The following is a 204-nucleotide window of genomic DNA, read 5'->3' as shown; positions in this document are numbered from 1 at the left end:
CATAGGCTCATACCATTTTTTGTGAGGCATTCTACCGTATAGTATGAGCTGTTTTACAGTAAAATCAGTAGTAGAACCATGATGTTGACTTAACGCAGCTAATCTCTTAGCTATCTTTTTAGCAGATAGATTTTTTATATCTTCTTTCTCTATTAATATATTTCCTTTTTGGTATTCAAGTTTTTTTGTAATATTTTTCAGTAC

At 29.9% G+C, this 204-nt stretch carries 1 pseudogene; it reads right to left on the bottom strand.

From position 1 onward, the window contains the following. Window positions 1–204, bottom strand: a pseudogene (locus ACX6CF_RS24515) (hypothetical protein); the annotation flags it as partial.

The sequence above is a fragment of the Vallitalea sediminicola genome (assembly GCF_054408565.1).
Note: the sequence above shows the minus strand (reverse complement) of the source record. Positions and strands in the feature narration are given on the sequence as shown.